This window comes from Ekhidna sp. (genome assembly GCF_963691765.1).
Lineage (GTDB): Bacteria > Bacteroidota > Bacteroidia > Cytophagales > Cyclobacteriaceae > Ekhidna.
In genome coordinates, this window is record NZ_OY829375.1 from 820,578 (window position 1) to 846,541 (window position 25,964).

Genomic DNA, 25,964 nt, shown 5'->3' on the forward strand with positions numbered 1-25,964 from the left:
GTATTCTATTTTATCGTATTCTTTAAGCCGATTTCCTTCGGCGAAGTTCATTTTTTACTAATGTATATTCTCTACCGCTTTGACCTGCGATAGAAGTATTTTCCTCAGCCCTTCTAAAAAGGTAAGGAAGCACTTTTTCTACGGGACCATAAGGCACATATTTCGCAACGTTGTAACCCATGGCCGCAAGTTTAAAGGAGATGTTGTCGCTCATCCCTAGCAACTGTCCGAAAAAGATTCGATTGTCATTATTAGCAAGTTTTTGCTCCTCCATCAATTGAGTCAATAACTTGCTTGATTCTTCATTGTGTGTGCCAGCACAAATACCCATCCTTCCGATATGCTCCATGCAAAACTTCAAAGCTTCATCATAGTCTTTATCGACCCCCTCTTTATTCTTGTGGATAGGAGATTCATATCCCATCTCCTCAGCACGAGCACGTTCTTTCTCCATGTATGCACCACGAACAAGCTTTGCACCTATATAATAGCCATCAACCTCTGCTTGAATTTGCGCACGCTTCAACCGATCTAGCATATCGTGTCTATAAAGCTGATAGGTATTGTAAACGATTGGACGCTCTTTGTTGTATTTCTCCATCATCCGATAGGCAACACCATCAATAAATCCCTGGAACCAAGATTCTTCGGCATCTATCATCACCATAAGTCCCTTGCTGCTAGCCTTCTTAATAATTTCATCTACGCGCAGCTCTGCATTATACAGCTTGGTCTTTTCCACCTCCGATAGCGCCTCCTTAGCTTGAGCTTTGGTCATTAAATCAGTGGAACCAAGTCCTGATAGTTTCAAGACGCAAAATGGAATATGATCATTGGTAGAAGCAAAATCGATCACACGAAGCGCCTCATCTCTGGTATCATTGTAACCGTCCTCCGACTTCAATCCTTCAACTGAATAATCCAAAATGGTTTGGACATTATGATCACCTAGCAAGGAGATAGTCTTACTCGAATCTTTCACTGATTCTCCACCGCAAAACTGATTAAACAGTGTTTTTTTAATAATGCCTTTGACAGGTAATCTTAGCTTTAATGCTAAGTTGGTCATAACCGTACCTAGCTTCACCATCCATGGTTTGCTCATAGTAGTAAACACAAAATGAGAGTTCTTTAGCTCCCCCGTAGTGCGGTAAGCAAATGCCGTGGCAGTGTCATCAAAATTGATTGGCTCTGATTGCATATTTTTGAAAATCGGTGTGCAAAGATAGCTAACAGATCCACACCATTACTGTTTATTTAAATGTCAAATAATCTCCCTACATACTTAACCATATCTTCTGATATCCAAGCGGATCTGGAAGAGGCAATTATGGCAATACAGCCGGACAAAATTGCTATTCTAGTTGATGAAAATACGCGCACTCATTGCCTTTCCAAAATCAACTATATCCCAGATATACTTATAGAAATAAAAAGTGGCGAATCAGAAAAAAATCTGAGTACATGTCAGCATCTCTGGAACGAATTAACAGAATCAGGTTTCACCAGAAAAAGTCTTCTGATCAATCTCGGCGGAGGGGTCATTGGTGACATGGGAGGATTTGTCGCAGCTACATTTAAGCGTGGAATGGCCTTTATCAACATTCCAACAACGCTACTGTCTCAAGTGGATGCCAGTATAGGAGGAAAATTGGGAGTAGATTTCAATGGATTAAAAAACCATATCGGGATCTTTCAAGAACCTCACGCCGTAATTGTGTATCCTAATTTTTTGGAAACCTTACCTGAAAGGGAATTAAAATCTGGCTTTGCTGAAGTCATCAAGCACGCGTTAATAAAAGATGAAAGTCAGTGGGAATATTTAACAAAACACTCTTTTGATCAAAAAAACTGGCATGAAATAATTCCGAGATCAATTGCAATCAAGAATGAAATTGTAAATGAAGACCCTCGAGAACAGGGGTTAAGGAAAATCCTTAACTACGGTCATACAGTTGGTCATGCGATAGAATCATACTTGTTGGAGACATCTGATGCACTTTTACATGGGGAGGCCGTAGCCCTTGGAATGATTCTCGAAAATGAAATAGCGGTAAGAAAAAATCTCCTTGACAAAGATTCTGCAGCAGAGATCAGGGAATATATTGATAGCATTTATCAATTATCTATATCCATTCCCTCATATAATGTGTTGGAAAATTTGCTAATTCAAGATAAAAAAAATGATCAAGGAGGAATTCGTTTTTCACTTATTGAAAAAGTAGGGACGTGCGTTTACGATGAACTAGTAGATAGCTCTGTCCTTAAAGAAGTACTTAAATAAACAAGTCTTCTTGCTCGCTCTTAGCATCATCTTGCGAAGTTTGCTGTTCTTTCTTTTTAGCCACTTTTTTTGGTGTACTTAAAAAGAAAGTCAAAGCTCCAAGTGCTACTGAGGCGAAAATAGTTCCTATGGTACGAGTTCTTGACATATTATAATTTATTGACAACTTAGCAACGTAAATAGTTGTGATGTTGTTCACCAAAAAACCTGCCAAAAATTGAAATATCGATTAAAAAAGTATAATTCACGATTAAAAGGGACGATTACGCTCGAATCTTCGAAAAGTGAAAGTAATAGGGCATTGATTTTAAATGCGCTTGCAGGGGGTGATATTGCTAATCTTAGAAACTTGTCTAATGCACGCGATACGCAGACAATGAACAATTTATTGAGTCAAAAGCTCGATGAATATGACGTAAAAGATGCTGGAACTACCATGCGATTTTTAACAGCATACTTTGCAATTCATGGACAGAATGTAACCATTACTGGGACGGATAGAATGAAAAAAAGACCTATCGGTCCGCTGGTGGAAGCATTGCGCAATCTTGGAGCTGATATCACATATTTGGAAAATGAGGGGTACCCTCCTCTTAGGATAAGCAAAATAGAAAGTCAGGCAACTAACGAGATATCAATACCGGGTAACATTAGCAGTCAATATATCAGTGCACTTCTAATGATAGCCCCGAGTCTACCGCAAGGATTGACTATTACGCTTAAGACGGAAATTTACAGCCGACCTTATATACAAATGACTTTAGATCTGATGGAAGCATTTGGTGTATCTTCTCGATGGATAGGAAAAAAAATCTCCATAGGTCCACAGATTTATAAGCCCGTATGCTACAACATCGAAGGCGATTGGTCAGGAGCCAGTTATTGGTACGGTTTTATGTCTATTTCTCAAGATAAAGGATACCTCAACTTGCCTGGTATAAGAAATTATTCAACTCAAGGGGATAATAAAATTGCAAACATTATGTTCCAATTTGGAATCGCAAGCCACTTTGAGGCTGGAAAAGTGAAGCTATTGAAAAGGGATGAGCGTTCTAAAGCTTTGACTCTTGATTTTAAGGATTGTCCTGACCTTGCTCAAACGGTGATGGTGGCAGCTGCAGTAACTGGTACATCTTTAGAAATGATTGGACTTGAAAGCCTTAAGATCAAAGAGACTGATCGAGTGGCTGCTATGCAAAACGAGCTTAGTAAAATCAACGCCAAGCTTATAGAAGAAAATAATATGTGGACGTTAGTACCATCAGAAGATCTTCCTGAATCAGTTGAAATTGACACATACGAAGATCATCGAATGGCCATGGCATTTGCTCCGCTATGTCAATTGATGGATGTTACCATAGACGATCCTTTGGTTGTTGAAAAGTCATATCCGAGATTTTGGAAGGAATTAAGAGATCTAGGTATAGACATTGAGGTGATTAAATAAGGCTGTTGACATTCTGTTGACTTTATTGGCTCTAAAAATGGATCAACTTATTTTTGAGTCTATTTAAACGTCTTACCAATGACCACCACACAATGGCTTCAAGAAATAATAGCTGATGAATCCGGTGAAAAACCGGAAAGTGTCTCTATTTCCCGAAAATTTGAGACTATGAATTTAGATTCTTTATCTCTCCTATCCTTGGCTCATGAGATTGAATCCAAACTATCTCTCGAAATAGATCCTACTGCACTTACAGAGTACGATACCATAGAAAAACTTGCCAAATGGATCGAATCGAACAGCTAGTTTGGAATCCTTTTACTCCTGGATACTATCAAAATCCTCTTGCACATTTGAATGATTGTAGAGAGATCGTGCCTATCCATGTAGGATCTCAAGGTGCAATTACATTTTTTAAATATGATCATGTCAGCGAAATGCTTCGGTCGAAAGATTATGAAGCAACTAGTTTAAGTGATTATTTAGGCGAGAAGGAGGATTATCTTTTTAAAGGTGTAGATCAATGTCCGTATCTAAGTACAGCATCTAAAGCATGGCCTTTTTACAATAATGGACATACTCACAAAATGCTCAGGGTTGGAATGATGAAGGCATTCAACCAGATTAATTTTAAGGATATTATACAAGAATCAGTTGAAGTCACTAACAGGAGTTTCGCTGATAAAGATGAATTTGACTTCTCCGATTATTGTGGTCTGTTTATCTATGAAATTCTAAAAAGAGCATTTGATCTTCAGATGACCCTTGAGGAGATGACTAATTACTCAAGTATGCTCACTTTAAGTCAGGATATTTTCGTTCCAAAACAAGTTTATTTAGAGATTAATAAATGGATGTTATGGGGTAAAAAGATTTTCAAAAATTCCGCATATAAAGATCAGCTTATTGCTAATTATTCGGATATAAGTCAAGAATTTGATTTAGAAACTATTTATTCGTTAATGGGCGTGACAGTAATGGCTGGTTATGAAACTTCAAAAGCCAATTTGGGTATAGCATTATTGGAGGCAATTAGAAATCCACAACTATTAGAAATAGCTTTAACATTAGGAGAAAGGGAGCAAAGCATACTGATTGAGGAGTTATTTAGATATTCCTCTCCTACTCAATTTACCATTAGAGTAAATAAGAAACCTCTTCAGATAGAAGGTTTTGAAATTCCTGCAAATTCAAAACTCTACCTATGTATTGCTAGCGCAAACCATGATCCAAGAAAGTTTGATAATCCAAATAGTATACAATTTGATCGCTCGCCAAATGATCACCTGTCGTTTGGTGCCGGACCACACTTTTGCTTAGGAGCCAATATAGCTCGAACAGAGCTTAGGATAGGTTTAAAGCCAATGCTATCTTTTCTCAAAAATTTCAAGATTAATGAGGGTAGCATTAAGTGGAAAAAACAGATCATTATGCGGAATCTTGATTCAGCCTTGATGGCTAGAAATCATGCATAGTCTCAATATTTTAATATTAGGAGCCTACATCCTCATCACAATCCTGCTGACACTCCTATTCGTGGATAAGAAAAAGTGGATAGCCTTATTAATTAGTAGTCTCTTATCCTATTTCTACTATGTTGATATCCAAATTCTAATTCTTCTCTCTGTATGGATTATAGTTTATGGATTTAGTTTTTCTGTTAAAAAATCTAAATTCATATTTAGACTTTCAGTCCTTCTATCATTAATTCCATTACTCACCTACAAATTAACCGTGGGCGTTGGACACTTTGACTCATTTATGTCCAGGGGAATTACTGTGGAAGGAACTAACTGGATCAATATTTTTCAAGTCCTTGGCATCTCCTACTTTACCTTCATTGCCATAAGCTATCTAATCGATATCAAGAGAGGCTATATTCAGCCAGAAAAGAACTTCTTCAGACTATTACTTTATTTATCTTATTTCCCAACCATTTTCTCTGGTCCACTACACAGATATAAATATCTCTCAAAGCAATTTGAGAACATCCGCATTACGCAAGAATCGCTGACAAATGGGACACGATTGATATTGTGGGGATTACTTAAAAGCATAGTTGTAGCTCCGAGAATTTTCCAGTTGATGCATTCATTGAACAACAACGGTATATCCGGAACTTACTATTTAGTCGTCGGGTTGCTATTCTTCCTTTACTTGTTCATCAGCTTCAGTTCCTTCATCGACATTTTCCAAGGAGTATCTGAATGTATCAATATAAGGTTGAATGATAATTTTAAAAGTCGAATTTATCTTTCATATTCCAGGCAAAACTTCTGGAGTGGTTGGCATATTACACTAAATGAGTGGTTCAGAGATTACTTTTTTTTCCCATTGGCAAAAAAGAAAAAAAACACAACATATGTTGACCTAATCTTACTTCTAACATTTTTATCTATAGCAATGTGGCACGAGGTTTCCATAGCAATGCTTATTTGGGGCTCTTGCAATGGGCTTTGGATTGTGTTGGAAAAAAAGATGAATTTACAAAAATGGCCATATGCCAAATTTCGAAGAGTTTTTGGAACGATTTATCACTTGTTTTTTTCAAGCATATTAGCTCTGATCTTTATCAATTCTGATTTGTCGAGCCTAATTGAAAGATTGAGTCTGGCATCTCATTTTCCTTCTGAAAGTTTGAATTTTTCCAAGTTGATAATTCTCATTTTTTGCTTCCTATTTATGGATTTGATTTCTGGTCAAATAAAAAATAGAAGAATTGATGAGTATTTAGCTAGTGTTTCTGACAACTTTAGATGGACAATCTACTCAGTCTTAGTGCTATCAATCCTATTGTTTGGAAGCATAGGAAAGATTGATAACTACTATATCATATTTTGATATGACTAAATACTTAAGATCCATAGCATACCTATCTTTTATCATTCTTTTTTGGTGTACCATTAAACTATATGCTCCGGAAAATTTTGAGAGTCAGAGATTTAAATCTACTATAGAAGGACTTAATAATAAGTCAGTGGTTTTCGTGGGATCAAGTAGATTTCGTCGAGGGATTTCAGACAAAGAATTAGCTGCAAGAATTCCAAATCGTCAATTTGTCAATCTTGGAGTTTTCAGAAATACAATGCTTCCAAATTTTATATTATCAGAATTTTTGATCGACAGCACGGAAGTGGAATTGATTTTCTTTGAGTTGTCTTTGCTAAACTTTGAGTTTACATCATCACAAATGGATCTCATTCGCTCATTGGAATTATCTATTCCAAATAGTCTCAATTTAATTAGTAGTGGAAATTCATTAGAAGATTTACGAACTACGGTAAGTATCCACAATGATCTTTTGTTAAGTAAGCTGATTATTAAAAATCAGATAAATGCTATTCTTGGAAAGAAAAATACTCAACCTCTTTTCGGATACCTTCCAAGTAAAGACAATGATGTAGCGGATGAATCTTCTTTTCTCAAATTGGAAGAATTAACATCTACTCCGGGTCAAAAGATTGATTTACATTCATACCGGATCCTTCTTAACACTTTGATAAGAAAAGCAGATGCCAGAAACAAGAAAATTGTATTTATGATACCTTCAACTTCTAGAAGGCCAGCAGAAAAAGATGTTATAATTCCTTTATTTAATTCTATTTCTAGGGAAAATAAGCTGATTGTTGATTCACTATTCTTTCAAAGAATCACAAAAGCTGAATATTTAATGGATAGAAATCATTTCAATCTCGAAGGAGCCATTGTTCATACCAATGAATTAGCTCGGCTAATTCTAGATCAAAAATTCATTGAACTTCCAAGTCCGTAATCTCCAGATCAATCACTTTACTTGGGTGAAAAGTTGAAAACCATACGCCTTCTTGTTCAACCCATCCACCCCATTTTAATTCCAAGCCTCCAAGTGGGACATTCGAAGTCCATAGTTTCCATGCTTTTGGGAATCCACGATCATCAATAATCCAGAGGTAGCTATCACCAGGTGTAACTCCACCAGAAGTGTAAGTAACCAATAGTCCTCTACCATCCTTTAAGTCTACAGTAGATCGTACCACCCCATTATCACGAACCTTGAAAGGTGCGATAAGCCAAAAAGAATCATTGATAAAGTACTTATACCCTTGATATTCAATGGCGTCATAGCTTTCAGGAGAGCTATTCAAATCTAAAAACACATCATTCTCACCCCATTTCACTCTCACGTTATTATCGCTTCTGTTCCATTCGTAGCTATGCCCTCCGGGATAAGTGAATTTTATCATTGAAAGTGTATCAAATCCAGGTTTATTGAGCGCTTGAAGCATTTCATCTGCTAGTTCTTCTGCTTCTACTCCCTGTGTCCCGGTAGGAACGGATTCATTTACAAACAAAAAGGTAAGGACTCCTAAAATGATTAATGTTAGCAGTCCTATACCAATAAATTTTAAAATCTTTTTGATCATGGTAATGGTAATGTAGGTATAAGCTTAGGTGCCTTTCTCACCTTAGTAGCTTGCTCGAATGAATAAGCAATACTGATAAGTTTTGGCTCCTGGTACTTACCTCCAAAAATAGACATCCCAACTGGAAGTCCATGAACAAAACCTGCAGGCACTGTAATATTAGGATATCCTGATCTAGCCGCAGGTGTAGAGCTACTGATCCCGTAATGATCACCACTGATTACATCAATTGGCCAGGCTGGGCCTCCAGTTACCCCAACGATGGCATCCAAATTGTTCTCTTTAAGTGCATTATCTAATCCGTCTCTAGATACAGAAAGCATTTTTTCTAATGCTTCTTGATACTCTTTATCAGACAGTGGGCCTTTGGACTCTGACTGTTCTAATATTCCCTGCTGGAAATACGGCATCTCCACATCAGCCTTATCCTTATTAAACTGAATTACGTCGGCAAGTGTCTTAACTTGAGCATCTGGACGAGAGGCCAAATACTTGTTTAGCCCGTCTTTAAATTCATATAGCAATACTTCAAATCCTGAATTACCATAGGCTCCATCTTCGTTTACTTTGATATCCTTTACTACAGTAGCACCCTGAGCCTCTATTGCTTCAAAAGCTTTTTCCATTATCGCGTCAACACCTTCATGCTGTCCAATCGTACCAGCAAGCACACCTATCCGCTTTCCATTTAATCCATTAATGTCCAAAAATTGCGTGTAATCTATATGAGAGTTTCCTTCGCTTTCCGAAGTCCGTGGATCAGCCGCATCAACGCCAGTTAGGGCTCCTAGCAAAGCTGCTGCGTCAGCGACAGATCTACCCATGGGACCAGCAGTATCCTGAGTTTCTGAAATTGGTATAATGCCATCTCTACTCCAAAGTCCTACTGTAGGTTTTATACCAACTACTCCATTGGCCGAAGATGGGCACACTATCGATCCATTGGTCTCTGTCCCAATGGTTATTGCACACATATTACCAGATACTGCAGAGCCAGAACCTGAGCTTGAGCCGCATGGATTACGATCCAATGCAAAAGGGTTTCTTGTCTGACGTCCTCTACCACTCCATCCACTTGACGATCTGAAAGACCTGAAGTTTGCCCATTCACTTAAGTTAGTTTTCCCTAAAAGAACTGCACCTGCCTCTCTTAATTTTTTAACAATAAATGCATCGTCTGGTGCGGAAGCACCTGCTAGAGCCATAGATCCAGCTGTAGTCATCATTTTATCTCCTGAGTCAATATTATCCTTGATCATCACAGGGATTCCATGTAGTGGGCCTCTTACATTTCCATCTGCACGCTCCTTGTCTAGTGCATCTGCAATATCTAATGCATCAGGATTAACTTCAATCACACTATTCAATCCATTTTCAGATTGATCTTTTTCAGCGATTCTATCCAAATACAATTGACAAATTTGCTTTGAAGTATACTTTCCAGACTCCATCGCTTCTCTTAGCTCACTTACCTCCCACTCTTCAAGTTCAAAGGGTTTTTCATCTGCTGCATTGTCATTTGATTCATTTTCTGGGGCTGCACATGCTTTGATTCCTAAAAATGGTATCGCGCCTGTTATCGCGCTTAGCTGGATAAAATTTCGTCTTTTCATGGATTTAATTTTTTGATGGAATGGTTAGTAAAGTCTAAACACTAAATTTAACTCATCGTTTTACCTAAACAAACCAGCTATTTAAACCAATTTACCTCGATGAAGAAACAGCTTTTAACTCATCTACTCACTTTGTCAGCCATTTTCCTTTATGCTCAGCCTGATACTGAAGTTTATTTAATGGATTTGAGACGATCTTCAGATGGACTTGTTATCGAAAAACCAATTAACATTTCAAGCAATGTTGGATATGATAATCAACCTTCTTTTTGGTCTGATAGCGAATCTGTTTTGTATTCGCGCAATGTCGAAGGCCAGACAGAAATTGCACGATACTATATTGGATCTGGAAACACGTTAATTATTACCAACACATTCGGAGGTAGTGAATATTCACCTACATTGATGCCAGACGGACGAATATCAAGTATCCGATTAGATACAACAGGCCTCCAACTTCTCTATGCATATACCTATAGAGGTTTGGATGAGGTGCTAGTTCCCAAACTAAAAATTGGATATCATGCCTGGATTAATTCAACTGATATTGTTGCTTTTGTTTTAGGTGATCCAGCAACCATGCAGATAATAAATACAAAAAGTGGAGATGCTAGAATTGTGGGAGAAAATATTGGTAGATCGCTGCATAAAATCCCAGGCAGTCCATCCTTTAGCTATGTAGACAAAAGTCAGGATCAGTGGGTCATCAAAAGTTATAATCCGGAAAATGACTCTTCAAAAGATCTAGTGAATGTACTCGAAGGGTCTGAAGACTACTGCTGGACGCCAAAAGAAGAGATCTTGATGGCATCAGGGAGTAAACTCTATGTTTGGAAAAATCAGACATCATGGACGGAGTTTGCTGATTTATCTACCCACGGGATATCTAGCATCACTCGAATTTCACTTTCTCCAGATGGTAAGAAGCTTGCAGTGGTAAGTAATTGATTTACGCTTCTCCAGCTGCAATTAATTCCAGGATCATCCGTATTTGCTTTATTGCACGCCTGTATTGATACTGTAGATTGTTTCCAATATCCTATTACTTATTCAGCACGCTTGTAGTTTATGCGCCACGAAAGCTGCCAATTTTCTCCACCGTCTGTAGAAGCCTCCCAATCCCAATCGAAAGAATCTTCAGTTATATTGTAAAACCTCATCCTTGAGATTGATGTATTCCCATTGGGAAGTGTACGCGGACTCGTCATTTGAAATATTCTAGTATCACCTTCCATAATACCAACTAGATCTATATATCCTCCATTGCTGTCTGCCCACGCTTGATGCCATTTCCCATCTTGAGGGCTGAAAGTACTTATACTTGTACCTAGATACCCCTTGAAGTTTCCTTCAGTTGCTTCAAAATTTTCCTGAATCACACGCCCATTTAGCTTCTTTTCTATCAAGTTTGTACCCTTACCTCCTTGCCAGGTAAGCTCCCATTTACCTACCCAAAAGTCGAGTTTGGATAAATCTTCAGATGAAGGCTGAGGTGCTTGAGCCAATGATGTCATGCCGAGAATTAATGCTGTTAGTGATAAAATTGCTTTCATAAATATTGAGTTTTTATAATTTCAATAATAGCGCGAGCTCTTAAGGATTGCTTAGATACAGGAACAGTTGAAGTAAATATTAGCTAATATTTATCTCCAAACCTGAATTCATTCTTATCTTGAAGTGAACATTATCGTTAAAGATCGACTATGTCGTGGGAAATAATACTTTTCTTAACATCTGCCATCCATGGGGTCATTCTTGCCCTATTATTCATTGGCGATTACAAAAACAGGAGAAAAGTATTTCTTGGTATTTACTTATTGTCTTTCTCTGTGACGATACTTTATTACGTCAACTTCTGGACAAAAGCTTTTCAGCTGTCTCCAATGCTTCTTTGGCTTTGTGTCGGATCTAGTTGGATCATGCCTTTTACATTTTACTACTACATGAATGAAAAGGCTTCTACTGGTAAGTTGAGATATCACCTAATTCCACCAATCGTATTTTCTATTTACTGGTTCGGATTAGGAGCTTTTCCAGCATCTGCAGCTTATTTCAAAGTAGTTCAATCCATAGTTATTATCGCTCAGCTTTTGACTTTTATTTCATACGGTATTGCCGCCTTAAAATCATCTCCTACGAGCAAACAGAATGTGATATTTTACTTACCATATTCCTTTTTCATTATCGGACTCATCGCTTACCATCTATCTGTCGCATTCGGTTTTTATACCCTGAGGATTGACTATATCATTTGTGGAGGGTTCGTAATTCTAACATATGGCATTACCTATTTGAGTGAGTATAGTTTTATAAGGGATAAAGTGAGGCCGAAATATTCATCAAGCAGTTTAACCAAAGAAGACGGAGATTACCTCGTGCAAAAGATCAATGCAGTGCTTGAACAAAATAAATACTATAAAGATCCGGACTTTAACCTTTCTTCCTTTGCTGAGAAATTAGGTGTACCAAAATATCGAATATCACAAGCGTTAAATGCATTTTCAGAAAAGTCTTTCTCAGAGTTAATAAATGAATTTAGAATTGAAGAAGCCAAAGAAAGGTTAGTGGAAAAATCATCTAGCCATCTTAAGCTAGAGGCGATAGGTGAAGAAGTTGGATTCAGGAATAAAGTTTCCTTCTACAAAAATTTTAAAAAACTAGTAGGTTCTTCACCAGGAGAATATCGAGAGGATCATTTCAAGAAAAGTGCATAAGATCTAACATTGATGCATAACCAGAGTTAATAGCTCATGGGAATATTTAGTAGAAAGTCTCCTAAGGACAAGCTTCAGAAGAAATATGAGAAGCTAATGAAAGAATCATACAACCTCTCAAGGAGCAATAGAAAAGCCAGTGATCAAAAAGTAGTGGAGGCAGAAAAGATTCTTAAGGAAATCAATGCTTTAGTCTAAATGGGAGTTAAGCGTCCCTGGAATATCGTAAATGTGCCTATTTACAGTCTAGCTACCTACGCTGGAGAAAAGATCAATATGAACATTTGCACGTATGTTTCAGCGGTAAGCATGAAACCAAAGATCTACATGATAGCTGTAGACTACAGCACTCACACTTACGAAATGTTAAAGAATGGGGCCAATGCAGTGTTGCAATTGTTGGATCAAAGTCAAATCAACTTAATAAAACCTTTAGGTAAAAAAACGGGAAAGAACTTTGACAAGCACCAATATCTCGAGAAGAAAGAATACCTCTCTTTTTGGAAGGGACACACAGTATTGAGAGACGCATGTGCCTATCTCGAATTAAACATGCTGGATCAAGAAAACATCGATGGAGATCATCACCTTTTTTGGTTTGAAGTAAAAAAATCAAAAACAATATCCGAAGATGGGATCCTAATGTTTCAAGATTTAATCAATCAGGGAATAATTCTATAAGCTTGTATGCACATAAATAAGAGAGATTTAGATGGTCTAGAAAGACGGTATCGACTGAACATCATCAATTCAATTACTGGCATCAAGCCAGCTAATCTTATTGGGACTAAATCAAATTCAGGGCAAATCAACGTTGCTATTTTTAGCAGTGTGGTTCATTTGGGAAGCAATCCGGCTTTAATAGGTTTTATCATGAGACCTACAGGAGATGTCCCGAGACATACGTATGATAACATTAAGGAAAATGGTGCTTACACCATCAATCAGATTCCGACAGTGATTGTAGACAAGGCTCACTACACATCAGCTAAGTTGGATCGTTCTGTGTCAGAATTTGACGTGTGCGGATTGACAGAAGAATACATTAATGATTTTCATGCCCCATTTGTCAAAGAGTGCCACATAAAAATGGGACTAAATTTTATAGATGAAATACCTATCAAAATAAATGGCACAATTATGATCGTAGGTGAGATCCAAGAACTAGTTATTCCCGATCAAGCAATAAACGAAAAAGGCTATATAGACTTGTCTGTTTTTAATACTTCCGGGATTTCGGGATTAAATAATTATTACAGTCTATCACCGATAGCAACCTTCCCATACGCCAGGCCAGAAGAGATCCCAGATTTTTCAAAATGAAAAAACAGCATTTACCATCAAAAATCTGCGTCAAGTGTGGAAGACCTTTCAATTGGCGAAAAAAATGGAAATCAGTTTGGGATGACGTCAAGTATTGCAGCGAGCAATGCAGGAGAAATAAAAACCGTTTAGCATAAAATCAATAAACAAAGATGGATAATTACGTACTTTGATATTGAAACGCTAATTATATGGCAAACCGAAAAAACAAATATCCTATGGGTGTTGCGCTAGGCATCTCATTTGGTACAGCTATTGGGGTCATCACTGGAGATTTAGCTCTTTGGCTCAGTTTAGGTATTGCAATTGGTGCTGGCATGGATGCTAATAAGCAGCGCACTTGCTTCAATAAAAAAGAAGGGTGATTCCATAAAAAAGCCATCCAAAAATGGATAGCCTTTTTATTTTGAGTTTTTAGTCCTTGACCTTAGAGTTCATCTAGCGATTTTTTGTACATCCTGAAGAAAAGGAATGGCAAAAATCCGAATCCAAACACAAGAAAGCTTAACGCCAGCATTAAGGAAGCTCCCATGAGATGAAGCATTTTCATTGTAATTGAAGTAAGCAGCAAAATGATTGAGGCAATACCGAATATATACTTCATCTTCTCCGACATCACTTCTCTTGCAAAGTTTCTGTATCTATTGACAAGCAATAGAGGTAAGAAAATAAATGCGATTCCAAGTCCTCCAATTCCTAGAAGCATTCCAGCTCCTTGGAGATTAAGCACCTTAAACAATGCTCCTGCTGCCCATGTCAGCGAGAACAAATAACCTGATAAATAAGTCACTCTTTTCATAATGATAATTTTTGAGTAATTGAGTAAAAAAATAGTTTCCTTTTGAATTTCTTCCAGCCCATTTGGGGCTGTTTGCACATATGCTTTTTCTAAAGCTTTTTCGAACGATAATCCCTTGGTCATCTCAATTTCGACCAGGCAGCAGAAATGATCAATGAGATCATCTTTCAATATTTGACTTTTAATTGAACTGTTGTTCACTTCTTCAATTATTCGTTCTTCATACTCTTCTGCTATCATAGGGCCACTGAAGTTTTTAATTCACTAAAAATTACCTTCTCGATGGTCTTAATAAAGTCCTGCATTTCATGCAGCAAGGTTTCCTTCTGCTCTTCTCCCTTACTGGTCAATTTGTAATACTTCCGTACCCTTTTCCCAATATTGACTTCTTCGAAAGTCAAAATCCCATCCTTAGTAAGTTTATGTAATGCCGGATAAAGTGAGCCATCTTTTAGATGTATTTTACCCTCAGTCTCTTCTTTCACTTTTTGCGAAAGCTCATAGCCATACATTTTGCCGTGTTCCGAAAGGAGTTTGAGTACGATGACTTCTAATGTCCCTTTTAACAGTTCTTTTGAATACATAATGCAACAATACATCAAGTTTTGATGTATTGCAAATAAATACCTCATTATTTGAGATATTGACTTTAAAAACAGTTACTAAGGGCTGAAAAAGAGGTTTATTGGATGTAATTGCTTATATAAAGCGATAGAAAAACGACGATTTTCTCTATCATCAAAAATCAAAATCATCTCAATAGAACAAAACACACAATTAGTGAGTTAATATTCTGTGTTCATCCATAATTACCTAATATCATTAGCTAATACGCGTGATTTGAATATTTTTAATATACCATAAGCAAAAAACACTTATGTCAGTAAGAGAAATTGCTATCCTGTATGTAGATGATGAAGAGCTTAACCTTTTCATCTTTAAGAATAATTTCGAATCCAATTATCCTGTCTTTACAGCTTCTTCAGGAGAAGAAGGGCTAGAGATTTTAAAGCAAAACAGTGATAAGATTATCGTCGTGATTAGCGATATGAGAATGCCAACAATGAGTGGAATTGAATTTATAAGCAAAGCCAAGGCACTCTACGACAATATTGTTTATTTCATTCTCACCGGCTACAATAGCAACAAAGAGATTGAGCAGGCACTAGAAGATAAGCTTATAGCAAAATGGTTTAGCAAGCCATTCAGTGTTGAAAATATAGAATCTGCCATCCAGGAAGCACTCCCAGAACTCGATATTTAGCGTTGCCACCCATATGCTACCCATAGTTTCTTTTACTCGATAGTAAAACCTAAGAATTTAGCAATCCATCAAAACCAGTTTGAGTATTGCTATGAAAATCAAGTTTCTATTACTATCATTTCTAACCTTATTTATTTCAAAAGTATCCTTTAGTCAATATGCTATCACAGGTGAAGCAACACAGACTTTTGATCTTTCAACTTTCACAGGAACAGGCTTTACACCTGGCTCAGTTACGTCTGGCAGTCTAGATTCAGATATTTGGGGTGTTGATTTTGATAATGATGGTACTATGGATGCCAACTTCGGCGATACGAATACTGGAGGAGACTATACTGGATCGAGCGCCAATCAATACAATGCGGGAGCTTTTGATCGAAAAAGCTTTTATGCTTACACCTTTGGAGTCACCAGAATAGGAGTTCAACTTGCAAATACTGGCAATGGAGATGTCGCACTTATCATGCGGATCCAAAATAATACTGGAGGAGATATCACAACACTTGATATTGCTTATGATGTTCAAAGCAGAATATCTGCAGGCGGTACATCTGGAGATCTTGAGTTTTGGCACAGCGCTGATAACATTTCATACACTGAGATCACATCGATGCGTAGAACTAGAACACTTACAACCAGTTGGGGTGATAATGAAGACAATGTCTCAGGCACTATTAGTACCACTATTTCGAATGGAGATTTTTATTATTTGAAATGGGTATTTACCGAAAGCACCTCTACCAATGAAGCTGCAATTGGAATCTATGATATCGAGTTAACTGCTGATGTAGCAGCGGGTGCTGGAATTGGAACGTTAACATCAGGGTCTACAAACTTTGGCAATCTCAGCTCAACTTCAATTTCAGATCCTGGTGAGGATGTTTTTGACTTTACCATAGCAGATGATGCTGGAGCTGGTTCTGATGCATTTCCAATACAGTTTACTGGAATAGTATTTAATGAGGGAGCAAGTGATGGTATAGATGATTGGAGTGATGTTATTGCAGGCGCTAGGCTTGAAGATTCTGGTGGCAATTTTATCAATGCCAGTGTGATAGAAACCAATTCAATTACTTTTTCTGGCATTCCTATAACCTCCTCAGACTTAGGATATATCGCTGATGATGGAAGTGAAACTTATACCCTCAGTGTATGGTTAAACACCTCCGTTGAGGAAGAAATAGATAATGACCTGTTACACATTAGCCTGTCTGGAGCAGACTTTACCGTAAGTGGAGCCACAAGTTCAGTTGGAACCACTGAATCCGCAGAGTCAAACACCTCATACAACTCCATTGATGTTGTAGGAACAAACTGGGGGTTTGAGAATCCTCCAAATACTGTTGGTGTAGATGAAGACTTTATATTGGTTGTTGCCTCTGTAGATGCATATGGAAACATTGATTTGGATGACAATTCTTCAACGTTTATTCTTAGTAGAGGATCAACAGGATCTAACAGCCTCACCGAAGGCGGCTCTTCAAAGACGACATTGTCTGCAAAAACACTTTCTTTAGGAAGATATACATACGCTGATCTGCAGTACAATGCTTCAGAGAACTTCAATATTGATGTGGATGATTCAGGTGGATCTTTTCTCGCATCAGCTACTTCTGCGGATATTACCGCAGCCATCTCTTATCAGTCGGTAGGTTCTGGTGACTGGACCACAGATTTTGCCACTATCTGGGAGTTTTGGAATGGAACAGGGTGGCAAACTGCAACCACATTTCCAAGTTCCGCAACGGGTACGATTTACGTGAGAAACGGCACAACAATAGAAGTGAATGCAGATTTAACAGCTGACCAAATAATCGTTGAAAATGGAGGTGCTATAAGCATGGGTACTAACAATGCCAACCTTACCATTGCAGACGGTCCAGGAGAGGATTTAATCATAGAAAATGGAGGATCTCTGAGTTTGACAAACTACAACGCTTTGCCAGTTTTTACAGGAACAATCCAGGTACAAGGTGGGGGTACTTTCAGCTGTTCTGTGGGCCGATTTAATAACATTGCTACCTCTACACAAATAGACTGGCAAACGGATGCTACTTTCCTTTTTACTGGTAGTTCGGCCTTTTCTTATAACACAGATTACTTTCCAAGTGTAGCCACAGGTGTTTACCCAATTATTGAAATAGATGGAGCAACAACAAATGGCAACTCGCTATGGACAATGAACGGCATACTTAAAGTTTCATCTGCTTCATTCAATATCTCAAATGCAGGAATCGAAATTAGAGATGGTATTCTGGCTGATGGAAATGTAACCCTTGGAAATGATATTGACTTCAGCGGAAATACCCTTCATTTTGGAGGCACTGGTTCTATCAATTTAGATGGCGAATCGTATAGCTGGTCTGGTAAAACCATTGAAATGCTTGGCGATCAAGAGATTTACAATGGTAGCATTAGCCTGGATGGCAGTAGCTTGGTAAACGGATCTACGTTTTCACTAAACGATGGCACTAATAACAACCTGAATCTATCAATAGCAGATGGTGCAATTGTGAATTCAGACGCTGGATCAGGCCTTGGGACAACACTGGCGGTAGATGGCACTGTAACCATTGGAAATGGTGTTGACTACAATTTTAATGGCAGTAGCCAGCAAACCTTAAATTTCGGCACGCTCGGAATAACACAGGCAGATAGAGTGAGCATTGATAATTCTTCGGGTGTGATACTTAACTCCGATTTGACTATCAATGATAGACTTACACTAACCAATGGAATCTTTCAAACTTCATCTTCCTCAGAAGTAATAACTATCGCTACTTCGGGAATAATTGTAGGGGCCTCAAGTACGAATTATTTTGACGGACCATTAGAAGTACAAGGATTGTCAAGTTCGTATACCTTTCATTCTGGCGACGGAAGCATGTATCGTCCTGTAACTGCAACACCAGCATCTAATTCTGACATTACTGTGGAATTTTTCAATGGCACTCCCCCTGATAACACTTCAGTAGGAACCGGACTTGCGGCAGAAATGCCAAATATTTATTGGGAGATAAAAAGAGGTTCTGGATCTGGCGACGTTTCAGTTGAGCTATTTTACAAGGAATCCACAAGTGGTACGGTCCCGGATAATGACGAAATTATCGATGGTAGCTACTTAAGGTTAATACAATATGACAATGGAGGAACTGCTTGGGGCGATCTAGGCCTCGATGCCAATTCATCTGATCTAGTAAACTTAAGTTCTATAACTGGAACCATTACCTCATTCTTCGGTACTGATGACTTTTATACCATCGGTTCGGAAGCAAGCAACACGCTACTCCCAGTAGAGATGATAAGTTTTTCAGGACAAAGTACCAACTCAAGTATCACCTTGAATTGGAGTACTTCTTCTGAGCTAAACAATGATAAATTTGAAATTCAGCACAGCGTAGACGGTAAAGAGTTCAAAGTAATTGGCGCTGTAGATGGCGCTGGCACCGTTAACGAACAGCGAGACTACAGGTTCCTTCACAGTACACCTTATTTAGCAGACAACTATTATCGGCTAAGGCAAATAGACTTTGATGGGCAGTTCGAATTCAGCAATATCATTCTAGTCTCTCATGATGGGTTCACAAATCCTTTTAGCCTCTATGCAAATCCAATTAGTGATGGGGTTCTTAAGTTCTCTTATAAATCAGATGAACAACCGAATATTTCGCTGACGGACTTAAATGGAAAAATTGTTTGGACCGATCTCTTTTTAAATGGTAGCGATACTTACGAAATCGATGTTAGCACACTAAATACTGGTGTTTATATATTGAGAGTAAATCAAGAGTCTGAAAAGGTTATCATACGGTAACGCATAACTTAACTACCTATGTAGCATTATTTCGTAGATAAAAAGTAAATTGGTCCTTTAGCCGTCACCCTGTGGAAGGATCATTTACCATCAATAAGAATTTCAACAGATACGCACTAAGTGTAGTGTGCCTATTTGGACTCCTCCGAATCATCATTGAGATGTCTATCAATACATCTACTTCGGGGGTAGTAGATTTTTATTTGGATCTTGCCTATGGGATAATGTTTCTCATGACCTTGATTATTTTGTGGACCGATCGTTCCTATCGATCACTCTATTACACATTTTATATCCCATTGGTTATCCTTCTATGCTTTACCCTTATTGATAGAAGAGGATTGGCCAGTTCGGTTGAAAACAACATTTATGTAGGTCTAATAGTCATTGCGCTAACCATGCGCAGCAAAGACGCAAGGAAGTTTTCCATTGCTCTGATCTGCGGCACATTGATCTCTTTAGCGATAGTTGAATTTCAAAATGACTTTTTAACGGATTTTACTAACTACTCCACTGCCAAGTTCAACTATATATTCATGGCCATCGGCACGGTGGTGATCACCTTCTATTCTAAAAGGCTATTTGAAAATTGGAAAATGAAACTATTCCTTCTAAAAAATGAACTGACTGAAAATCATTCGATCCTCGCAGAGAAACAAGCAGAACTTGAAAAGCAGACCAAAGAATTAGAATTTTTAAATAAAGAACTTGAAAGTAAAGTAAATGAAAGGTTAATCCTCCTGAACAAACAGAAACAGGCGATGGAGAAATACCTCTACCTAACAACAAAAGAGCTTCAAAATGAATATCGAGGCATTCATGAACTCACTGAATCTGTGATTAAACTCCATGATCATGATATGAAGAAGATGATGAACTCTTCTTCTCGCAAATTGGAAGAAGAAATAGATTCTTTGGTGAATAAACTAAAGGCGGAACAATGAAGGGAGTACTAAAGTGGCTTTATATCGATCGATCCGTTGAAGAAATCATTTTTTCATGCATCCTTATTGCCGGCATCCCATATTTTCTTATCAACGAAATAGTTGATCTGTATACAAATCAAAACCTGATCATAGGAATTATAAACATCACACTTCTACTCACGGTCATCTATCTTTTGAGGCTTAGTATCAAAAGAAAACTCAGGAGCTATCATATTTTCAGTTTCAGCCTCTTGCTAAGCACAGCATTCGCATTTTTCTGGCCTTCTTCCACTGGTTTAGAAGGAGCAGGCGCATATGTACTTCAAACGCTTATTGTGGTTTTATTACTCATCAATAGAGGCTGGTCAAGTCTGTTTTTCGCAGTTTATGCAGTTGTAATAATTGGAGTTGCGGGATTTGCAGATATAAATTATACAGGAGCAATCGTGTATAAAAGTCAACTGATTTCCTTTACAGTAAATATGCTTGCCATTGCGCTGGTCATGAATATCTTCAAAATCGCCCTCGATCGGGAACGACGTAAACTGATATTCAGAGTTAACAAGTTGGATAAGCTAAACGCCGAAATCGCGGAGAAAAATGACACTTTGGAGAAGAATCATGAGGAGATCATTCGGATTCAGACCCAACTCCAACAGATCATCGAAAAACGAACGGTAGAAATTGAAAAAGAGAATGAGCGCATCGTTAACTATGCCTTCATTAATGCCCATCTGGTACGTGCTCCGTTATCCAACATGCTTGGGCTACTGCAGCTCATGGATATGAAAGACCAAGAAGTAAAAAAGCTAAAAGACCGAGTAGAACGACTTGATCAGGTAGTAAGGAAGATTAGCGGGGTGTTGACGATTAAGAAATAGGAATCATCACTACTTTCTTAGTATCTTTTTCACATGGAATGGATAATTAGCTACGGTAAATATGGGCTCATTGTACTCCTTATCGTTGTTGGAATACTAGCAATAAGTTGGTCAAAGAAAGAATTGAAAAAAGACGATGATCCTGAAATGAAAAATGTAGCCAAAGCCTTCGGTGCTGTTGGATGGCTACTATTAGGAATTGCATTACTCCTAGTCATATTTTCGGTAGGCTAGTATCTATCGCTATCTTCGTGCCCGACTATGGGTAATAAAAAATCAAACCAAGAAAGCAACCTCTTTATTTACGTCTTCATGGCTTTGTTATTGGCAGTGTTGGTTGCTTGCTACATTTTTATGTAGAATGCATGAAATCTAATATTCAAATCAAGACTTAACCAGTACTTTTTGATCGAAAAAATTTTCTAATTCTTCAGTATGAGTAATCCAAAGCGGTAACTGGTCATCAGGATACTCTTTTTGCTTTAATTCTCTAATGAAGTTCCTTAGTTCATAGAAAAATTGTCTATGATATTGATACTGCCTAGCAAGAACTAAGCACAACCTCCTTTGAATTAACCCTTGCTGAACAGACAACCAAAAGTCTGACCAAAATTCTAAATACATCGTTAGGGCTTCATGCTCGGTTTGTGAAGTCAAATTCAATTTACTTAGATAATGGTCTGAATAGTAGTCATCTTTCAACTCAAAATCTGGAATCCAGTTTCTTAGGATTTCATTGGGTGATTGGCTTTCAAAACCGATCCAGCCTAGTGCAATTGCTCTTTTGTATTCTTCCCTTTGTGGCGATGGCAAATACTTCCATTTTAAGTACATCTTCCATACTGGAGACAAAATCTGTATATAGAAATTGATCTCTTGATGACGTTGACTAAACTCAAGAGTTCGCTCTTTCTTTGATTTGTTTGTTTGAAATTTATAAATCAATATGGTTGCTACTACTGCAGCTACTGCAAGGATAGTCTGAGTTATGAAACTTAAAAGTGGCAGCATTCTTTTTTAGTAAATGTAAAAAAATAACTCCTAATGGTTAATGGCTAGTTCACCAATCTCCATCCCCCTTCCAGACAACCATCCTTACCTTATTTGCATTTATACATCTGATGATTAAATCTGCAAGATTCCTTCAAGTCATATTTCTATTGGCTTGTTTTCAGAGCAAAGCCCAGACAAACTACTTAGACTATCACTCCAAGGTAATAGCGTGCGAACAATTAATTGCGGAAGAACAGTTTACCAAAGCAATTGAAGGTCTCGATTCCCTTTTCAATCAATATGAATTCTCATTTCTGAGAGAAATTAAACTGGCCACCGAACTAAGCGCTCACACAGAAGACTATGAAACAAGTTTGAAATTTATACAACTAGGAATTCAAGGTGGTTGGTCGATGAAGAGCATAAAAAAAAGTAAAACGCTCGCACCATTGCAAGATCGTCAAGCATGGTCCAAAATTGAATCAGACTATGATTCGCTCCACCAAATCTTTTTATCGAGATTAAATATTCCTCTTAGGACACAAGTCCATAAAATGATCAAAAAGGATCAGAAAATGGCATTGGGTGTACTATTGAGAATTACCCAAAAGGCTCAGGATAAATACGCCAAGAACAAGTTTGCACCACATAGTGAACAGCAACTACAACTACTAGATAGTATCCTAACTCATCATGGATATCCCGGAGAGCAACTGATTGGTAATAGAGTCTGGACCTACGTCATCTTAAGTCATCACAATTCTATTTCTCTTAGTTATAATTCCGAGGATACTTTGTACGATCAACTGCGACCTAAGCTGTTGACTGCATTAAGAAGGGGAGAATTATCTCCATATGAGTTAGCTCAAATGGACGATTGGAGAGCTGCAGCACTAACCGGACATGATTCTACTTCAGTTGGATTTATTGGTAAAATCTTAAGTGAATCAGATTTCAAAATCGCAAATGAAAACCGATCAGCAATTGGACTAAGAAGCATCGAACTCCGCAATAAGCTCATCGATATTGAAGATTCTACTGGATTGAATTTGTATCTTCCTAAAGGCTGGCAGAAAGGAAAGATTATGAGTGATGACCACAAATAATCTTACTGATAACCTATTCCATATCTCCTCGTATACCAACTCTTTTATTTTTTACCAACCTTTGTGTCATGCGCATCAAAGATCACTATCAGTATTCCGATGAAGAATATGAACATGTATTCGAAAGCTACAAGCTTAAGCCTGGTCTTTTCTCCCATGAAGCTCACCTAAGACTCGCCTATATACACATCAAAAAGTATGGTCGTGAGCAAGCAGAAGTAAACATGTGTAATCAAATCAAGGGATTTGCTGAATCATTAGGTGTTTTTGATAAGTTCAACAAGACCGTAACAATTGCATCAGTGAAGGTTATGGACCATTTCATGCAAAAGGCTAAATCGGACAATTTCCCTGATTTAATGAAGGAGTTTCCTCGACTACTTACAAACTTTAAAGATTTACTTTCTCAGCACTATGGTTTCAATGTATTTGCTGATAAAAAGGCTAAGCTCGAATATATAGAACCTGATTTGATGCCTTTCTAATTTTTGCGCTTAGGATGCAACTCATGAAAGAAGATGTCACCATTCGGAACATCAAACTCAATACCCTCTACTTCTAAGTTGTTGTCTAATTCAAATGAGACCGTTCCAAAGTCGAACCATGCGTGGTCTTCATCCCATTTAATCTCATATGTATCATAATGCCAATGCTCGAGAGTAGCACCAAGATTCGGAGCGTCAGCAAATGCAATCCGGTATTTCTCTCCTTCTTTAGACACGATGATATCCCCGAACATTGGATCGCTGTAAGTACCCACAAACAAATCAGAATTGACAGAGGTGCTGGTGCCTGAAACTCGCTTTGACTTACGCTCTTCAACATCATCCCTGTGACTATTACGTGACCTTGCTCTTTCCAAGTATTCTGCTGACCAATCGCGCATATCTTCTTGCAAGTATTGGTTGACGATATAATAAGCCAAAGGAGTAGAAATACCCTCCATAGTATTCGTAAGAACAACCACTCCTAGTTTTTGATCTGGCACCATCATCACACGTGAATACATGCCATCATATCCACCGCCATGACTGACTACAAGATTCCCAAAATAATCCATCACTCCCCATCCAAGCCCGTAGCCAGAAAAATGTCTTCCAGGGATGAATTCTTTTGATCGCTCACTTAACTTAAAGTTGTTATGAGGAGTCCAAAGCAAATTTTGCTGTTCTTTGTTGATGTACTGTGTACCATTCCACTCACCTCCATTCAAATTCATCATCATCCATTTTGCCATGTCTGAAGAGCTAGAAATTATTCCTCCTGCTGCACTTGAATTATCCCAGCTAGCCCACACACTTGGAACTGTTCCATTCTCCAATGTTGGCTTATGAGGTGTAGCTGCATTATCGCCTAAATCACGAATGCTGATAACCGTATTATCCATTCCCAATGGCTGCATGAAATTTTCTTTGACATAATCTTCCCACGGATTCCCGGTTACTGCACGAATTACTTCCCCAGCCGCAATGAACATTAAATTGGTATATCCATACCCATCTCGGTACCTGAATGCCTCGGGAACATATGCCGCTCTTTTAATTATCTCCTCGGGGGATTTTTCTGACTTATACCAGATCACATCGCCGCTAAAGGTGCCTAATCCAACCCGATGACAGAGTAAGTCCTCCACTGTTACTTCTGCTGAAACGTATTCATTACCATAAAGAGAGAAATAGGGCAAATAGTCTCTCACCTTATCCTTCCAGGAAAGTTTCCCTTCATCTACAAGCTTGCTGATGACGGAGGCTACAAATGCCTTTGAATTCGAAGCAATCGCAAATTGAGTATTATCATCAACTTTATCTTTTTTACCCAACTCCTTTATTCCGTATCCTTTACTGAGCACTACTTCTCCATCTTTAACTATCGCAACAGCCATACCTGGAACGTCCCAAGATTTTCTGGCTTTCTCAATGTATTTATCAATGGACTTGACATCTACCTGTGCATGTGAGACAAAGAGAAATAAGACACTTACGTAGAAAAGAGCTAATTTTTTCATTCGTTTAGAGAGTTAGTGGTTTTATCTTCATTAATAGCTTCTAAGAGCGGCTTTTGAGCCACCGGTTTAGAGAAATACCTGTCAAAGCCCTGATCTAAAAAATTTTCCTTATCACCAGGTAGTGAATAGCATGTGACAGCATATATGGGAACCTGCGCGTATTCGCTCTTGGCTTTTAGGATTTTCATAACTTCTGTTCCATCCATCAAACCGTCGCCCAGATTGATATCCATCAATACTAGATCAAATTGCTCACTCTCGCTTTTTTCGAGCGCTGTTTTAGCATCTTCTGCTATGGAGACATTCGATTCAAAGCCGAGATCTTTAAGCATGATATCAAGAAGTTTGGCATTGATATCGTTATCTTCAACTATTAAAATGTTCATTAGTGG

The 25,964-nt window shown here is 38.0% G+C and carries 30 protein-coding genes; 20 read left to right on the forward strand and 10 right to left on the reverse strand.

Features of this window, described 5'->3' with window-relative positions; all coding sequences use genetic code 11:
• Window positions 1–22: 22 nt before the first annotated feature.
• Window positions 23–1,201: a proline dehydrogenase family protein gene (locus tag ACY650_RS03820; RefSeq protein ID WP_462251918.1), complete on the reverse strand. Its 1,179-nt coding sequence runs from the start codon at window positions 1,199–1,201 to the stop codon at window positions 23–25.
• Window positions 1,202–1,261: 60 nt separating this feature from the next.
• Between ACY650_RS03820 and aroB the strand changes: the two genes are divergently transcribed.
• Complete coding sequence (gene aroB, locus ACY650_RS03825) at window positions 1,262–2,284, forward strand: 3-dehydroquinate synthase (protein WP_462251920.1); 1,023 nt, start codon at window positions 1,262–1,264, stop codon at window positions 2,282–2,284.
• Here the strand turns inward: aroB and ACY650_RS03830 are convergent.
• Complete coding sequence (locus tag ACY650_RS03830) at window positions 2,277–2,432, reverse strand: hypothetical protein (protein ID WP_462251922.1); 156 nt, start codon at window positions 2,430–2,432, stop codon at window positions 2,277–2,279. The genes aroB and ACY650_RS03830 overlap by 8 nt on opposite strands.
• 69 nt (window positions 2,433–2,501) lie before the next feature.
• On the opposite strand from ACY650_RS03830, the gene ACY650_RS03835 reads away from it, so the two are divergent.
• The 5 genes from ACY650_RS03835 (at window position 2,502) to ACY650_RS03855 (ending at window position 7,503) form a co-directional block, all read left to right on the forward strand.
• Complete coding sequence (locus tag ACY650_RS03835) at window positions 2,502–3,731, forward strand: 3-phosphoshikimate 1-carboxyvinyltransferase (protein WP_462251924.1); 1,230 nt, start codon at window positions 2,502–2,504, stop codon at window positions 3,729–3,731.
• 78 nt (window positions 3,732–3,809) lie between these two features.
• The gene (locus tag ACY650_RS03840) at window positions 3,810–4,037 is read left to right on the forward strand and encodes a phosphopantetheine-binding protein (protein WP_462251926.1); all 228 of its coding nucleotides are present in this window, start codon (window positions 3,810–3,812) and stop codon (window positions 4,035–4,037) included.
• Window positions 4,016–5,206 (forward strand): cytochrome P450, encoded by a 1,191-nt coding sequence (locus tag ACY650_RS03845; RefSeq protein ID WP_462251928.1) that lies wholly within the window; start codon window positions 4,016–4,018, stop codon window positions 5,204–5,206. Before ACY650_RS03840 ends, ACY650_RS03845 begins: the two co-directional genes overlap by 22 nt.
• Window positions 5,199–6,572 (forward strand): MBOAT family O-acyltransferase, encoded by a 1,374-nt coding sequence (locus ACY650_RS03850; protein WP_462251930.1) that lies wholly within the window; start codon window positions 5,199–5,201, stop codon window positions 6,570–6,572. The genes ACY650_RS03845 and ACY650_RS03850 overlap by 8 nt, the downstream gene beginning before the upstream one ends.
• A 1-nt stretch (window position 6,573) precedes the next feature.
• Window positions 6,574–7,503: a hypothetical protein gene (locus tag ACY650_RS03855; protein ID WP_462251932.1), complete on the forward strand. Its 930-nt coding sequence runs from the start codon at window positions 6,574–6,576 to the stop codon at window positions 7,501–7,503.
• Here ACY650_RS03855 and ACY650_RS03860 read toward each other — a convergent pair.
• Window positions 7,481–8,134, reverse strand: a complete 654-nt coding sequence (locus tag ACY650_RS03860) for a hypothetical protein (RefSeq protein ID WP_462251934.1) — start codon at window positions 8,132–8,134, stop codon at window positions 7,481–7,483. The two genes, ACY650_RS03855 and ACY650_RS03860, sit on opposite strands and share 23 nt — an antisense overlap.
• Entirely contained in the window at window positions 8,131–9,747 is a 1,617-nt protein-coding gene (locus tag ACY650_RS03865; protein ID WP_462251936.1) for an amidase, read from the reverse strand. Before ACY650_RS03865 ends, ACY650_RS03860 begins: the two co-directional genes overlap by 4 nt.
• A 99-nt stretch (window positions 9,748–9,846) precedes the next feature.
• Between ACY650_RS03865 and ACY650_RS03870 the strand changes: the two genes are divergently transcribed.
• Window positions 9,847–10,695, forward strand: coding sequence for a TolB family protein (locus ACY650_RS03870; RefSeq protein WP_462251938.1), 849 nt, complete (start codon window positions 9,847–9,849; stop codon window positions 10,693–10,695).
• Window positions 10,696–10,793: 98 nt separating this feature from the next.
• Here ACY650_RS03870 and ACY650_RS03875 read toward each other — a convergent pair whose 3' ends face one another.
• Window positions 10,794–11,300, reverse strand: coding sequence for a hypothetical protein (locus ACY650_RS03875; protein ID WP_462251940.1), 507 nt, complete (start codon window positions 11,298–11,300; stop codon window positions 10,794–10,796).
• 150 nt (window positions 11,301–11,450) lie between these two features.
• On the opposite strand from ACY650_RS03875, the gene ACY650_RS03880 reads away from it, so the two are divergent.
• The 6 genes from ACY650_RS03880 to ACY650_RS03905 are packed head-to-tail and all read left to right on the forward strand — an operon-like array spanning window position 11,451 to window position 14,149.
• Window positions 11,451–12,461 carry a helix-turn-helix domain-containing protein gene (locus ACY650_RS03880; protein ID WP_462251942.1) on the forward strand — a complete coding sequence of 337 codons (1,011 nt, stop codon included), beginning with the start codon at window positions 11,451–11,453 and terminating at the stop codon, window positions 12,459–12,461.
• Between the two features lie 36 nt (window positions 12,462–12,497).
• Entirely contained in the window at window positions 12,498–12,659 is a 162-nt protein-coding gene (locus ACY650_RS03885) for a Lacal_2735 family protein (RefSeq protein ID WP_462251944.1), read from the forward strand.
• Window positions 12,660–13,142, forward strand: coding sequence for a flavin reductase (locus tag ACY650_RS03890; RefSeq protein ID WP_462251946.1), 483 nt, complete (start codon window positions 12,660–12,662; stop codon window positions 13,140–13,142). It abuts the gene before it with no gap.
• 6 nt (window positions 13,143–13,148) lie between these two features.
• On the forward strand, window positions 13,149–13,784 hold the full coding sequence (locus ACY650_RS03895) for a flavin reductase family protein (RefSeq protein WP_462251948.1): 636 nt from the start codon (window positions 13,149–13,151) through the stop codon (window positions 13,782–13,784).
• Window positions 13,781–13,921 (forward strand): DUF2256 domain-containing protein, encoded by a 141-nt coding sequence (locus ACY650_RS03900; RefSeq protein ID WP_462251950.1) that lies wholly within the window; start codon window positions 13,781–13,783, stop codon window positions 13,919–13,921. Before ACY650_RS03895 ends, ACY650_RS03900 begins: the two co-directional genes overlap by 4 nt.
• Window positions 13,922–13,975: 54 nt before the next feature.
• Window positions 13,976–14,149: a hypothetical protein gene (locus ACY650_RS03905; RefSeq protein ID WP_462251952.1), complete on the forward strand. Its 174-nt coding sequence runs from the start codon at window positions 13,976–13,978 to the stop codon at window positions 14,147–14,149.
• Window positions 14,150–14,211: 62 nt separating this feature from the next.
• Here ACY650_RS03905 and ACY650_RS03910 read toward each other — a convergent pair whose 3' ends face one another.
• The gene (locus tag ACY650_RS03910) at window positions 14,212–14,823 is read right to left on the reverse strand and encodes a hypothetical protein (protein WP_462251954.1); all 612 of its coding nucleotides are present in this window, start codon (window positions 14,821–14,823) and stop codon (window positions 14,212–14,214) included.
• Window positions 14,820–15,215 (reverse strand): PadR family transcriptional regulator, encoded by a 396-nt coding sequence (locus ACY650_RS03915; RefSeq protein WP_462251956.1) that lies wholly within the window; start codon window positions 15,213–15,215, stop codon window positions 14,820–14,822. Before ACY650_RS03915 ends, ACY650_RS03910 begins: the two co-directional genes overlap by 4 nt.
• 245 nt (window positions 15,216–15,460) lie before the next feature.
• Between ACY650_RS03915 and ACY650_RS03920 the strand changes: the two genes are divergently transcribed.
• The 5 genes from ACY650_RS03920 (at window position 15,461) to ACY650_RS03940 (ending at window position 21,702) form a co-directional block, all read left to right on the forward strand.
• On the forward strand, window positions 15,461–15,847 hold the full coding sequence (locus ACY650_RS03920) for a response regulator (protein WP_462251958.1): 387 nt from the start codon (window positions 15,461–15,463) through the stop codon (window positions 15,845–15,847).
• 91 nt (window positions 15,848–15,938) lie between these two features.
• A complete protein-coding gene (locus ACY650_RS03925; RefSeq protein ID WP_462251960.1) occupies window positions 15,939–19,661 on the forward strand; it encodes a T9SS type A sorting domain-containing protein in 3,723 nt (1,240 codons plus the stop codon).
• Between the two features lie 71 nt (window positions 19,662–19,732).
• Window positions 19,733–20,605, forward strand: coding sequence for a hypothetical protein (locus ACY650_RS03930; protein ID WP_462251962.1), 873 nt, complete (start codon window positions 19,733–19,735; stop codon window positions 20,603–20,605).
• Entirely contained in the window at window positions 20,602–21,468 is an 867-nt protein-coding gene (locus ACY650_RS03935; protein ID WP_462251964.1) for a hypothetical protein, read from the forward strand. The genes ACY650_RS03930 and ACY650_RS03935 overlap by 4 nt, the downstream gene beginning before the upstream one ends.
• A gap of 33 nt (window positions 21,469–21,501) precedes the next feature.
• Window positions 21,502–21,702, forward strand: a complete 201-nt coding sequence (locus ACY650_RS03940; RefSeq protein ID WP_462251966.1) for a hypothetical protein — start codon at window positions 21,502–21,504, stop codon at window positions 21,700–21,702.
• A 150-nt stretch (window positions 21,703–21,852) separates the two neighbouring features.
• On the opposite strand, the gene ACY650_RS03945 is transcribed toward ACY650_RS03940, so the two are convergent.
• Complete coding sequence (locus tag ACY650_RS03945; protein WP_462251968.1) at window positions 21,853–22,479, reverse strand: hypothetical protein; 627 nt, start codon at window positions 22,477–22,479, stop codon at window positions 21,853–21,855.
• Window positions 22,480–22,589: 110 nt separating this feature from the next.
• Here ACY650_RS03945 and ACY650_RS03950 point away from each other — a divergent pair, with 110 nt between their 5' ends.
• Both ACY650_RS03950 and ACY650_RS03955 read left to right on the forward strand, forming a co-directional pair.
• Window positions 22,590–23,567, forward strand: coding sequence for a hypothetical protein (locus tag ACY650_RS03950; protein WP_462251970.1), 978 nt, complete (start codon window positions 22,590–22,592; stop codon window positions 23,565–23,567).
• Between the two features lie 68 nt (window positions 23,568–23,635).
• Window positions 23,636–24,052: a hypothetical protein gene (locus tag ACY650_RS03955; RefSeq protein WP_462251972.1), complete on the forward strand. Its 417-nt coding sequence runs from the start codon at window positions 23,636–23,638 to the stop codon at window positions 24,050–24,052.
• On the opposite strand, the gene ACY650_RS03960 is transcribed toward ACY650_RS03955, so the two are convergent.
• Together ACY650_RS03960 and ACY650_RS03965 are read right to left on the reverse strand one after the other, a co-directional pair.
• Window positions 24,049–25,572, reverse strand: coding sequence for a serine hydrolase (locus ACY650_RS03960; protein ID WP_462251974.1), 1,524 nt, complete (start codon window positions 25,570–25,572; stop codon window positions 24,049–24,051). The two genes, ACY650_RS03955 and ACY650_RS03960, sit on opposite strands and share 4 nt — an antisense overlap.
• Complete coding sequence (locus ACY650_RS03965; protein WP_462251976.1) at window positions 25,569–25,958, reverse strand: response regulator; 390 nt, start codon at window positions 25,956–25,958, stop codon at window positions 25,569–25,571. Before ACY650_RS03965 ends, ACY650_RS03960 begins: the two co-directional genes overlap by 4 nt.
• Window positions 25,959–25,964: the final 6 nt, after the last annotated feature.

Bases quoted from the DNA above. Each gene is read 5' to 3' on its own strand.
- ACY650_RS03830 (WP_462251922.1), bottom strand. From the start codon at position 2,432: ATGTCAAGAACTCGTACCATAGGAACTATTTTCGCCTCAGTAGCACTT.
- ACY650_RS03900 (WP_462251950.1), top strand. From the start codon at position 13,781: ATGAAAAAACAGCATTTACCATCAAAAATCTGCGTCAAGTGTGGAAGA.
- ACY650_RS03940 (WP_462251966.1), top strand. From the start codon at position 21,502: ATGGAATGGATAATTAGCTACGGTAAATATGGGCTCATTGTACTCCTT.
- ACY650_RS03845 (WP_462251928.1), top strand. From the start codon at position 4,016: ATGGATCGAATCGAACAGCTAGTTTGGAATCCTTTTACTCCTGGATAC.
- ACY650_RS03915 (WP_462251956.1), bottom strand. From the start codon at position 15,215: ATGAGGTATTTATTTGCAATACATCAAAACTTGATGTATTGTTGCATT.
- ACY650_RS03875 (WP_462251940.1), bottom strand. From the start codon at position 11,300: ATGAAAGCAATTTTATCACTAACAGCATTAATTCTCGGCATGACATCA.
- ACY650_RS03885 (WP_462251944.1), top strand. From the start codon at position 12,498: ATGGGAATATTTAGTAGAAAGTCTCCTAAGGACAAGCTTCAGAAGAAA.
- ACY650_RS03890 (WP_462251946.1), top strand. From the start codon at position 12,660: ATGGGAGTTAAGCGTCCCTGGAATATCGTAAATGTGCCTATTTACAGT.
- ACY650_RS03965 (WP_462251976.1), bottom strand. From the start codon at position 25,958: ATGAACATTTTAATAGTTGAAGATAACGATATCAATGCCAAACTTCTT.
- aroB (WP_462251920.1), top strand. From the start codon at position 1,262: ATGTCAAATAATCTCCCTACATACTTAACCATATCTTCTGATATCCAA.
- ACY650_RS03910 (WP_462251954.1), bottom strand. From the start codon at position 14,823: ATGATAGCAGAAGAGTATGAAGAACGAATAATTGAAGAAGTGAACAAC.
- ACY650_RS03820 (WP_462251918.1), bottom strand. From the start codon at position 1,201: ATGCAATCAGAGCCAATCAATTTTGATGACACTGCCACGGCATTTGCT.
- ACY650_RS03840 (WP_462251926.1), top strand. From the start codon at position 3,810: ATGACCACCACACAATGGCTTCAAGAAATAATAGCTGATGAATCCGGT.
- ACY650_RS03920 (WP_462251958.1), top strand. From the start codon at position 15,461: ATGTCAGTAAGAGAAATTGCTATCCTGTATGTAGATGATGAAGAGCTT.
- ACY650_RS03935 (WP_462251964.1), top strand. From the start codon at position 20,602: ATGAAGGGAGTACTAAAGTGGCTTTATATCGATCGATCCGTTGAAGAA.
- ACY650_RS03945 (WP_462251968.1), bottom strand. From the start codon at position 22,479: ATGCTGCCACTTTTAAGTTTCATAACTCAGACTATCCTTGCAGTAGCT.
- ACY650_RS03865 (WP_462251936.1), bottom strand. From the start codon at position 9,747: ATGAAAAGACGAAATTTTATCCAGCTAAGCGCGATAACAGGCGCGATA.
- ACY650_RS03880 (WP_462251942.1), top strand. From the start codon at position 11,451: ATGTCGTGGGAAATAATACTTTTCTTAACATCTGCCATCCATGGGGTC.
- ACY650_RS03855 (WP_462251932.1), top strand. From the start codon at position 6,574: ATGACTAAATACTTAAGATCCATAGCATACCTATCTTTTATCATTCTT.
- ACY650_RS03895 (WP_462251948.1), top strand. From the start codon at position 13,149: ATGCACATAAATAAGAGAGATTTAGATGGTCTAGAAAGACGGTATCGA.
- ACY650_RS03860 (WP_462251934.1), bottom strand. From the start codon at position 8,134: ATGATCAAAAAGATTTTAAAATTTATTGGTATAGGACTGCTAACATTA.
- ACY650_RS03950 (WP_462251970.1), top strand. From the start codon at position 22,590: ATGATTAAATCTGCAAGATTCCTTCAAGTCATATTTCTATTGGCTTGT.
- ACY650_RS03960 (WP_462251974.1), bottom strand. From the start codon at position 25,572: ATGAAAAAATTAGCTCTTTTCTACGTAAGTGTCTTATTTCTCTTTGTC.
- ACY650_RS03870 (WP_462251938.1), top strand. From the start codon at position 9,847: ATGAAGAAACAGCTTTTAACTCATCTACTCACTTTGTCAGCCATTTTC.
- ACY650_RS03925 (WP_462251960.1), top strand. From the start codon at position 15,939: ATGAAAATCAAGTTTCTATTACTATCATTTCTAACCTTATTTATTTCA.
- ACY650_RS03850 (WP_462251930.1), top strand. From the start codon at position 5,199: ATGCATAGTCTCAATATTTTAATATTAGGAGCCTACATCCTCATCACA.
- ACY650_RS03905 (WP_462251952.1), top strand. From the start codon at position 13,976: ATGGCAAACCGAAAAAACAAATATCCTATGGGTGTTGCGCTAGGCATC.
- ACY650_RS03955 (WP_462251972.1), top strand. From the start codon at position 23,636: ATGCGCATCAAAGATCACTATCAGTATTCCGATGAAGAATATGAACAT.